10 protein-coding genes and 1 pseudogene are annotated in these 10,299 nt (G+C 58.0%); all 11 read left to right on the top strand.

The annotated features are described in order from the left end of the window. A pseudogene (locus VU18_RS19700) lies at positions 1-703 on the top strand (precorrin-3B C(17)-methyltransferase); the annotation flags it as partial. 35 nt (positions 704-738) lie between these two features. Beyond that, positions 739-1,566 (top strand): sirohydrochlorin chelatase, encoded by an 828-nt coding sequence (locus VU18_RS07770; RefSeq protein ID WP_008880154.1) that lies wholly within the window; start codon positions 739-741, stop codon positions 1,564-1,566. Positions 1,567-1,581: 15 nt separating this feature from the next. Beyond that, positions 1,582-2,358 (top strand): precorrin-6A reductase, encoded by a 777-nt coding sequence (gene cobK / locus VU18_RS07765; protein ID WP_008880155.1) that lies wholly within the window; start codon positions 1,582-1,584, stop codon positions 2,356-2,358. A gap of 58 nt (positions 2,359-2,416) precedes the next feature. Then, positions 2,417-3,064 (top strand): precorrin-8X methylmutase, encoded by a 648-nt coding sequence (locus VU18_RS07760; RefSeq protein WP_014195898.1) that lies wholly within the window; start codon positions 2,417-2,419, stop codon positions 3,062-3,064. Positions 3,065-3,070: 6 nt separating this feature from the next. Continuing rightward, on the top strand, positions 3,071-4,189 hold the full coding sequence (locus tag VU18_RS07755; RefSeq protein ID WP_014195897.1) for a cobalt-precorrin-5B (C(1))-methyltransferase: 1,119 nt from the start codon (positions 3,071-3,073) through the stop codon (positions 4,187-4,189). Further along, a complete protein-coding gene (locus VU18_RS07750) occupies positions 4,155-5,360 on the top strand; it encodes a bifunctional cobalt-precorrin-7 (C(5))-methyltransferase/cobalt-precorrin-6B (C(15))-methyltransferase (RefSeq protein WP_031206571.1) in 1,206 nt (401 codons plus the stop codon). The genes VU18_RS07755 and VU18_RS07750 overlap by 35 nt, the downstream gene beginning before the upstream one ends. After that, positions 5,357-6,058, top strand: coding sequence for a precorrin-2 C(20)-methyltransferase (gene cobI / locus VU18_RS07745; RefSeq protein WP_015374899.1), 702 nt, complete (start codon positions 5,357-5,359; stop codon positions 6,056-6,058). Before VU18_RS07750 ends, cobI begins: the two co-directional genes overlap by 4 nt. Next, complete coding sequence (gene cobM / locus VU18_RS07740) at positions 6,055-6,828, top strand: precorrin-4 C(11)-methyltransferase (RefSeq protein ID WP_011231288.1); 774 nt, start codon at positions 6,055-6,057, stop codon at positions 6,826-6,828. The genes cobI and cobM overlap by 4 nt, the downstream gene beginning before the upstream one ends. 15 nt (positions 6,829-6,843) lie before the next feature. Beyond that, a partial coding sequence (locus tag VU18_RS07735; protein ID WP_236687322.1) for a cobalt-precorrin 5A hydrolase occupies positions 6,844-8,029 on the top strand: 1,186 nt, incomplete at its 5' end. After that, the gene (locus VU18_RS07730) at positions 7,975-9,339 is read left to right on the top strand and encodes a cobyrinate a,c-diamide synthase (protein ID WP_021322611.1); all 1,365 of its coding nucleotides are present in this window, start codon (positions 7,975-7,977) and stop codon (positions 9,337-9,339) included. The genes VU18_RS07735 and VU18_RS07730, both read left to right, overlap by 55 nt. Further along, positions 9,332-10,299: cobyric acid synthase (locus tag VU18_RS07725; protein WP_047757911.1), on the top strand; the 968-nt coding region annotated here is incomplete at its 3' end. The genes VU18_RS07730 and VU18_RS07725, both read left to right, overlap by 8 nt.

The following is a 10,299-nucleotide window of genomic DNA, read 5'->3' as shown; positions in this document are numbered from 1 at the left end:
AGCGGAGGACGCGCTTGCAGCATTGGAAAGAAGAACGACAAAGAAGGCGTCCGCCGTGCTGTTCGAAGCGGCAGTGAGCCCAGGGGTGGCCAATAAACAGTTCACCCCGGAACAGCTCATCGCGCTCGCCGAAGCGGTCGGACCGGACGGGAAAATGACGTACACGCCGGATCATTATATCAAAATCGAGCGGGTGACAGAGGATCCAAAAGGGCTTGTCGATCGGCTCGCTGCTGTCGGACTGATGGTGATGCCGGTTGGTGATGTGCTGACGGTGAAGGCATGCGACTTTTGCGATGGAGAGAAAAAAGACGCGATTCCATATGCCGAGGAATTGGCGCGGCGATTTGGGGGCATGGCGCTGCCGAAAGAGTTGAAGCTTGGCATCAACGGCTGCGGCATGGCATGCTACGGCGCGGTGCGCGAAGACATCGGGCTTGTGTACCGGAAAGGGAAATTTGACTTGTTTTTAGGCGGGAAAACGGTCGGCCGCAACGCCCATCCTGGCCAGCTCGTTGCGGAAGGCATCCCGCCGGAAGAGATGGTGGCCATTGTGGCGGACATCATTGAACAGTACAAAGAACATGCTCATCCGAACGAACGATTTCATAAGTTTTTTGCCCGCGTGAAACAAATCGGCCGCTTTTCGTACGAGGAGGCCAAGACGGCGGCGAAGATCGAAACGCCGGCATGCGGTGAGTAACCTCGGATGGAGCGATATAAGAGAGGAGAACGAACATGAGAGCCATTTTATTTGTCGGCCATGGCAGCCGCGACCCGGAAGGGAACGAGCAAGTGCGGCAGTTTGTCGACCGCCTGCGGCCGCGTTTGCGCGATTCGTTTCATATTGAAACAAGTTTTTTAGAATTTGGCCGTCCGTCGATCGGCGAAGGAATCGAACGCTGCGCCGAAGCCGGGGCAATGGAAGTGGCGGTCATTCCGCTCATTTTATTGCCGGCCGGGCATTCGAAGCTGCATATCCCGGCGGAAATCGATGAGGCCAAAGCGCGCTATCCGCATATGGTGTTCCGCTACGGCCGCCCCATCGGCGTCCATGAGCAGACATTTGCTATTTTGCGCGAACGATTGCAAGAAATCGGCGAGCGGCCGGAGCAGCCGGATGACGGAACAGCGGTCATTTTGCTTGGCCGCGGCGGGAGCGATCCGGATGCGAACAGCGACTTGTATAAAATCGCCCGCCTCTTTTGGGAACAGACCGGCTATGCGCTCATCGAGCCGGCGTTTATGGGCGTGACGACGCCGTCGCTTGATGATGCTGTCCGCCGCTGTCTCATGCTCGGAGCTAGGCGGATCGTTGTTCTTCCGTATTTTTTATTCACCGGCATCCTGATTAAGCGGCTTGAGCAGCAAATGGCGCAATACCAAGCTGAGCACTCGCATATCTCGTTTGCGCTTGCCGGCTATTTTGGATTTCATCCGAAGCTTGAGGAGATCGTGCTTGACCGCCTCAACGAGGTGCTCGGCCAAACGGTGGCGATGAATTGCGACATCTGTCAATATCGGCTGCACGCCGCCCATCATCACCATCATCATCACCATCATTGAAGGAGGAAGCGTCCGATGATTTTATTGTTAGCTGGAACAAGCGATGCCCGCGAATTGGCGGTGATGATCCAACAAGCCGGCTATAACGTAACCGCGACGGTCGTCACCGATCACGCGGCCGAACAGCTCCGATCGGCCGGCATTCGCGCCTATGTCGGCCGCTTGGATGCGTCCCAGCTTGCCGATCTGGCCAAAGCCGAGGGGGCCAAAGCGATTGTGGACGCGAGCCATCCATTTGCTGAAGAGGCGTCAAAAAACGCCATGCAAGCGGCAGCAGACGCCGGGTTGCCCTACATTCGCTACGAGCGGCAGGCGTCTTCGTTTTCATCCGAGAAGGTGACATTTGTCGACAGCTATGAAGAAGCGGCTGACTTGGCGGCGGAAAAAGGCGGCGTCGTGATGCTGACGACCGGCAGCAAAACGCTCGACATTTTCGCCGCGAGGCTCATCGGTCGCCCGGACGTCAAGGTGATTGCGCGGATGCTGCCGCGGAAAGACAATCTCGACAAATGCGAGCGGCTCGGGTTTTCCCAAGAGCAGATCGTCATGATGCAAGGGCCGTTTACGAAAGAGCTCGATCGGGCGCTATACCGCCATTTTGGCGTCACGGTCGTCGTCACGAAAGAAAGCGGCAAAGTCGGGTTTGTCGATGAGAAAATCGCTGCCGCCGAGGAGCTCGGCATTGATGTCATCGTCATCCGCCGCCCACGGTTGTCATACGGCATCGTGCATCACGATTTTGCCGGCGTGCTCGAGGCGTTGAAGCAGCATGCGCCGCTTCCGGCCGTGTAAAGAATGGGATTCTAGCGGCCGCTCATGCAAGCGATCATGAAGAAAGGAGAGAATTGTCATGGACTTCCATACAACATTTCGTCCGGCGACGGTGCAGCCGGAACAAATTGAAGCGCGCAGCTTTCAAATCATTGATGAAGAGATCGGCGAGCATTCATTTACAGAAGAACAATACCGAATCGTTCAGCGCGTCATCCATGCATCGGCTGATTTTGAGCTGGGCAAAAGCCTCATTTTCCACCCGGATGCGATCCGCTCAGGCATTGATGCCATTCGCAGCGGCAAGCTCGTCGTCGCCGATGTGCAAATGGTGCAAGCCGGCGTCAATCAAGCGCGGCTTGCGAAGTTCGGCAGCGCGGTGCGCGTCTATATTTCTGATGAAGACGTGATCGCTGAAGCGAAACGGTTGAATACGACGAGGGCGATTGTGGCGATGCGCAAAGCGGTGAAAGAAGCGGAAGGCGGCATTTTTGCCATCGGCAACGCTCCGACAGCGTTATTGGAGCTCATTCGCCTCATCAAAGAAGGAGAGGCGCGGCCGGGATTGGTGATCGGCTTGCCGGTCGGATTCGTCTCGGCGGCGGAATCGAAAGAAGAATTGGCGAAGCTCGATGTGCCGTTCATCACCAACCGCGGCCGCAAAGGAGGAAGCACCGTGACCGTCGCTGCCTTGAATGCTTTATCGCTGCTCGCCGAGCGAGCGTGACGAACGATGGAAACGAAAAAAACGCTGCGTGAAGGGTATACGACCGGATCGTGCGCGACAGCGGCAACGAAAGCCGCGCTCACGGCGCTCATCACTGGCCAAGTGCAGGCGGAGGCGACGATTCGGATTCCGATCGGGCGGGTGGTGACCTTTTCGCTCGCCTCTTGTTCGTTCGATGGCGAAACGGCGACGGCCTCGGTCGTGAAGGATGGCGGCGATGACCCAGATGCGACGCACGGCGCGCTCATCGTTTCCACTGTCTCGTGGGCCTCGTCGCCGGGCGTTCATATCGACGGCGGTGAAGGGGTCGGACGCGTCACCAAACCCGGCTTGCCGGTGCCGGTCGGGGAAGCGGCGATCAATCCAGTGCCGCGGCAAATGATCCGCGAAGCCGTCAATGAAGTGCTGGCGCAATACGGTCTACATCGCGGGGTGAAGGTCGTCATTTCTGTGCCCGGCGGCGAGGAAATCGCCAAAAAAACGTTGAACCCGAGACTAGGCATCATTGGCGGCATTTCGATTTTGGGGACGCGCGGCATCGTCGTTCCGTTCTCCACCGCCGCCTACCGGGCGAGCATCGTGCAGGCGCTTCAAGTGGCGAAAGCGAACGGCTGCCGCCATGTTGTCATCACGACCGGGGGGCGGAGCGAGAAATACGCCATGCAAGAATATCCACATTTGCCGGAAGAAGCGTTTATCGAAATGGGCGATTTTGTCGGCTTTACGCTGAAACAATGCAAACGGCTTGGCATCAAGATGGTGTCGATGGTCGGGATGATGGGGAAATTTTCGAAAGTCGCTCAAGGAGTGATGATGGTGCACTCGAAAAGCGCCCCGGTCGACTTTGGCTTTTTGGCTGCCATCGCCGAGCAGGCAGGTGCTGGCCCAGAACTGGTGGCTGCGGTGCGCGGCGCGAATACGGCGGCGCAAGTCGGCGACATGATGCAAGAGGCCGGTTGCATGAAGTTTTTCGAGCTTTTGTGCGAAGCGTGCTGCCAGGCGGCGCTTCACGAAGTGGGAGGCGGTCTGACGGTGGCGACGTCCATTTACACAATGAACGGACAACAATTAGGAAAGGCGGTGCAGACCGATGGGGACGATGAAGTTGATCGGTGTGGGTGCTGATGGGCAAGCAAGTCTTCCTGAGCTGTATCGACGCTGGATTGATGAAAGCGAGCTGCTTGTCGGCGGCGAACGGCAGCTGGCGATGTTTCCTGAATACAAAGGAGAAACGATCATCATCCGCCGCGGACTGGCGGAGCTGGTGGAGCGGCTCCGCCATGAGACGCGCAACACGGTCGTGCTTGCTTCCGGCGATCCGCTCTTTTACGGCATCGGCAGCTATTTGGCCGGCAAATTGCCGATCGACGTGTATCCGGCCGTCAGCTCAGTGCAATGGGCGTTTGCGAAAATGGGCGAGTCTTGGCAAGACGCGGCGTTTGTCAGCGTCCATGGCCGGCCGCTCACCGGTTTGGCTCAGCGGGTCGACGGGCGGCGCAAAGTCGCCATCTTAACCGATGAGACGAACTCGCCGGCCGCCATCGCCCGCTATTTGCTCGAGTACGGCATGACGGAATATGAGGCGTTTGTCGGCGAGGAGCTCGGCGGGCCGAATGAGCGATGCCGGTTTTTCAAGCTAGAAGAAATGGCAGAAACCGAGTTTCTTCCATTAAATATAGTCATTTTGCGGCAAACCGCTCCTGGTCCGATTTGGCCGCTCGGCATTGACGATGATGAATTTTTCCAACGCAAGCCGGACAAAGGGCTGATTACAAAGAAAGAAATTCGCGTCTTAAGTGTAAGCGCCTTGCGCTTGCGCCCGGACAGCGTCGTCTGGGACATTGGGACGTGCACCGGTTCGGTCGCGATTGAAGCGGCGAAAATCGCCCGCGACGGGGCGGTGTTTGCGATTGAAAAAAATGAATACGACCTCGAGATTTGCCGGCAAAACTTGCGCAAATTCCGCGTTGACATCACGCTTGTGCACGGCAGGGCGCCCGATCGGCTCGATGAGTTTGCCGACCCGGATGCCATCTTTATCGGCGGCACGTCAGGCGCGATGTCGCCGTTGTTGGACGTCTGTGCGAAACGGCTGAAGAAAAATGGACGCATCGTGATCAACGCGGCAACGGTTGAGACGCTTGCTGAAGCGGGCTGCGAGCTGCGCAGCCGTGGATTTCATGTTGACATCACGCTCGCGCAAGTGTCGCGAAGCAAGCCCATTTTAGAGTTGACGCGCTTTGAGGCGCTCAATCCGGTGTATATCATGACAGCCAAGCGGGAGGGAGACGAGTGACCGGCACGTTGTACGGCATCGGTGTTGGCCCGGGCGATCCAGAGCTCATGACGGTGAAAGCATACCGCCTCCTAAAAGAAGTGGATGTCATCGCCTATCCAAAAAAAGGGCGGCAAAGCAAAAGCTATGCGGAACAAATTATTGATGCGTATTTTGCGCCAGAGGAAAAACGGCGGCTCGGCCTGCATTTTCCGATGACAAAAGACCGAGCCTTGCTTGAGCCGAAGTGGAACGAGGCGGCGGACGCCATTTGGGCGGAGCTGTCGGCCGGGCGCGATGTCGCGTTTGTGACCGAAGGCGATCCGCTGTTGTACAGCACGTTCATCCATTTGATGCACGTAATGGAGCGCCGCTATCCGGAAGCGCCGATTGAAGTCGTCCCCGGCGTCAGTTCGGCCAACGCTGCTGCCGCTAGGCTTCGTCTGCCGCTGGCGGATGGTGATGAAACCGTGGCGATCGTGCCCGCCCGCGACGATGTTGAGGCGATGAAAGCAGTGCTTCTTGAGCACGATTGCGTTGTCTTTTTTAAAGTGGCGAAAGTGATCGATTTGCTGGTTCGTCTGTTGCGGGAACTCGACTTGCTTCATCGCGCCGCTGTTGTGACGAAAGTGACGTCCGGCGAGGAAGTCGTGTGGAAGATCGAGGAGCTCGACGGAGCGGAACTCGAATATTTGACATTGATGGTGGTGAGAAAGTGAAGCTGTATATCGTAGGGGCGGGGCCGGGAGCGCCGGATTTGATCACGGTTCGCGGCGCCGAGCTTCTCGCTGCTGCCGACGCCATTTTTTACACCGACTCGCTAGTGAGCGCGGAATTGATCGAGCGCTACCGGAAGCCGGATGCTGACGTTTTCCATACTGCCGGCATGCATTTAGAAGAAATGGTCGCGGCAATGGCGGAGCAAGTGAAACAAGGACGGCTTGTCGTGCGCGTCCATACCGGTGATCCATCGATTTACGGGGCGACGCTTGAGCAAATCGCCTTGTTGAAAGAAGAAGGAATTGAAGTGGAAATCGTCCCCGGCGTCAGTTCGGCGTTTGCCGCCGCGGCCGCCGTGCAGGCGGAGCTCACCGTTCCGGAATTGACGCAGACGGTCATTTTCACCCGCGCCGAGGGGCGGACGCCGATGCCGCCGCGTGAGAAATTGCAGGAGCTGGCGCAGCATCATTGCACGCTCGTTCTTTTTTTAAGCGCGACGCTTGCCAAAAAAGTAAGCGCGGCGCTCCTTGAAGCGGGTTGGAGCGGTGATACGCCTGTCGCGATCGTCTATAAGGCGACATGGCCGGATGAAGTCGTGATTCGTTCCACCGTTGCCACAATGGCTGACGATATGCGGCGCCATGGTGTGACGAAACACGCGATCATGTTGGCCGGTTGGGCGCTCGATCCCCATATTCATGAGCGCGGCTACCGTTCGAAGCTGTACGACCGCACGTTTACGCACGGATATCGAAAGGGGGAGAAGTAAGGTGGGAGTTGCTGNCGCGAACAACAAAAGACACGGCGCCTATGCTGTCGTGGCCATTACGAAACACGGGGTCGAGATCGCCCGACGCCTTGGAGGCGCTCTTGCGGGAGCGGACGTTTATTATACGGATAAATTCGCCCGCGGCGATGAAGCCAAGCACGGGATCCGCTTGTTTTCCGGCAACGTCAGGGCCTTGTTGCCGGAGTTGTTCGCCCGCTATGACGGACTCATTTGCATCATTTCGCTCGGCGCTGTCGTACGGATGATCGCTCCGCTGTTAAAAGACAAAAAGACCGATCCTGCGGTCGTGGTGATCGATGATAAGGCTGAACATGTGATCAGTGTTCTTTCCGGCCATTTGGGCGGAGCGAACGAACTGACGCGGCGCGTTGCTGCCATTTTAAGCGCCCGCCCGGTCATTACGACCGCTTCTGACGTGCAGCAGACAATCGCCGTCGATCTGTTCGGTCGCCAGTTCGGCTGGGAATGGGAATCAGCTGACAAGCTGACGCCGGTGAGCGCCGCGGTCGTGAATGAAGAGCCTGTCGCGATCGTGCAAGAGTCGGGGGAAACCGGCTGGTGGCCGGAAGGGCGGCCATTGCCCAAAAACATTGCCGTGTACGGCTCGATCGCGGAAGCGCTCGCTGCCCGCCCGACGGCGGCGCTTGTGGTCACTCACCGGCTGCTTGCGCCGGAAGAAGAAGCGATTTTGCAAAACGGCGTCTTGTATCGCCCGAAAGTGATCGCCCTTGGCATCGGCTGCAACCGCGGCACATCGGCTGACGAAATCGAAGCGGTCATCCATGAGACGCTCAATGAGCTGCGCTTTTCGCTCAAAAGCGTCAAAGCGGTGTGCACCATTGATTTGAAAAAGGATGAACAAGGACTTTTGGAGGTAGTCAACAAATATAGATGGGAATTGGTTGCATATACGCCAGAAGAGCTGAACACGGTGCCGATCGAAGCGCCGTCGGAAACGGTGTACCGCTACACCGGCGCGTATGGGGTGAGCGAGCCGGCGGCGAAATTGTACAGCGGGGCCGATCGGCTGGCGCTGGTGAAAAAGAAGTCCGGCAATGTGACGATTTCCGTAGCGCTCATCGATCATCAAAAGAAAGCGACCATGCAGGGAAAGGGGAAAGAGGCATGCGACGGCTTGTCATCGCCGCACCGGGAAGCGGCGCCGGCAAAACGACCGTGACGCTTGGATTGATGGCGGCCATGAGGCAGCAAGGATATACGGTGCAAGGGTTTAAATGCGGCCCGGACTACATCGACCCGACTTACCATACGGCTGTGACCGGCCGGCCGGCGTGCAACTTGGACAGTTGGATGATGGGAAGCGAAGCGGTCAAAACGGTGCTCGCCAACGGTTGTCAAGGGGCTGATATCGCCATCATCGAGGGGGTGATGGGGCTGTTTGACGGGAAACAGCCGCTTTCTGACGAGGGGGCGACGGCTGAAATCGCCGTATTGACCGAAAGCCCGGTGCTGCTTGTCGTCGATTGTTCCGGCATGGCCCGCAGCGCCGCCGCCATCGTCCATGGGTTTCAAACGTTTCGCCCCGATGTGCGCCTCGCCGGCGTATTTGCCAACCGCGTCGGCAGCGAAGGGCATTTTCGGCTCGTCAAAGCGGCAGTCGAGCAAACGTGCGGGGTGCCGGTCGTCGGGTTTCTCACGCAAGACGAAGCGTTGGCGCTGCCAGAGCGCCATTTAGGGCTCGTGCCGTCGGTGGAGCGCGGCGAACTGGATTCGTTTTTTGCCGATCTGGGGAGAAAGGTGGCGCGCACGATCGATTGGGAGACGCTCCTTTCGATTGCAGAAGCGCCAGCCCTTTGTTCTCCGGCGCCGCTCATTCGCCCTTCGCGGCCGTATCGCGTGCGCGTGGCGGTTGCCAAAGATGCTGCCTTTCATTTTTACTATCCGGAGAATCTGGAGATGCTTTCTGCCTGCGGCGCGGAGCTTGTCTACTTTTCTCCGCTCGCCGGCGAGCCGCTTCCGGATGGGGTGAACGGATTGTATATCGGCGGCGGGTTTCCGGAAGAGTTTGCCGCCGAGCTCGCCAGGCAAGCCGCTGTCAAACAGTCGATCCGCGCCGCCATCGAACACGGGTTGCCGACGTTGGCCGAGTGCGGCGGGTTTATGTTTCTCACCGAACAGCTTGTTGCGACGGACGGTTCGGCCTATGAGATGGCGGGCGTCATCCCGGGGAAGGTCGTGATGAAGACGAAGCTCGCGGCGCTTGGCTACCGCGAAGTGCGCGGTCGAAATGGAAATTTTCTATTGCCGGAAGGAGAAACAGCGCGCGGCCATGAGTTTCACTACTCCGTTTATGAGCCGCGCGGTGAGACGCCGTTTGCCTACGAAACGAGCGGCCGGAAAGGAACGAAGCCTGACGGTTATTTGGCGCACCGGCTTGTCGCTGGCTATGTCCATTTTCATTTCGCGTCCGCCCCGGCGATGGTTGAGCGGTGGCTCGCCGAATGCGAGAAGGTGACCATCAATGGCTAAGGCGCTGCCGATTATGTTTCAAGGCACCCATTCTGATGCCGGCAAAAGCGTCATCGCCACCGCGTTTTGCCGCATGTTCGCCCAAGACGGCTGGAAGACGGCGCCGTTCAAGTCGCAAAACATGTCGTTAAACTCCTACGTGACGCCGGACGGAAACGAAATCGGACGGGCGCAAGGAATTCAGGCCGAAGCGGCCGGAGTGGCGGCGCGCGCTGAGATGAATCCGATTTTGATTAAGCCAAGCCGCGAGCATGAATCGCAAATCGTTGTGCTTGGCAAACCGTACGGCAATATGCAGGCGTTCGCTTACCGGAACGAGTTTTTCCACCAAGGGCTGGCCGTCATCCGTCAGTCGCTCGAAACGTTGATGAACGAGTATGACCGGATTGTCATTGAAGGAGCGGGAAGCCCGGCGGAAGTAAACTTAAACGACCGCGAGTTGGTCAACATGCGCATCGCCCGTCTCGCCAACGCCCCGGTCGTGTTGATCGGCGATATTGAGCGGGGCGGGGTGTTCGCGAGCCTCGTTGGAACGCTGTCGCTGCTTGAGCCTGAGGACCGAAAGCGGGTCATTGGGGTCATCATTAACAAGTTTCGCGGCGATGTGTCACTGCTTAAGCCGGGGCTTGATTGGTTTGAGCAGCACACCGGCGTGCCGGTGCTCGGCGTTGTCCCCTATTTGCCGGATTTGACGATCGATGCGGAAGATTCGCTGTCGCTTGAGCGGTTTGCTTCATCTGTCGGGGGAGAGGAAGCGATTGATGTCGCCGTCATCCGCTATCCGAAAATCGCCAATTTCACCGACATCGACCCGCTTTTGGCCGAACCGGACTGCCGCGTCCGGTTGGTGACGCACGGCGACGAGCTTGGAGCGCCGGATGTGATCGTGCTTCCCGGCAGCAAAAACACGATCGAAGACTTGATTTATATGAAGAAAAGAGGACTCGCTTCCCGCATTGT

It is taken from the genome of Geobacillus sp. ZGt-1 (assembly GCF_001026865.1).
Taxonomy (GTDB): Bacteria; Bacillota; Bacilli; order Bacillales; family Anoxybacillaceae; genus Geobacillus; species Geobacillus thermoleovorans.
This window is presented reverse-complemented; position numbering and strand designations above follow the sequence as displayed.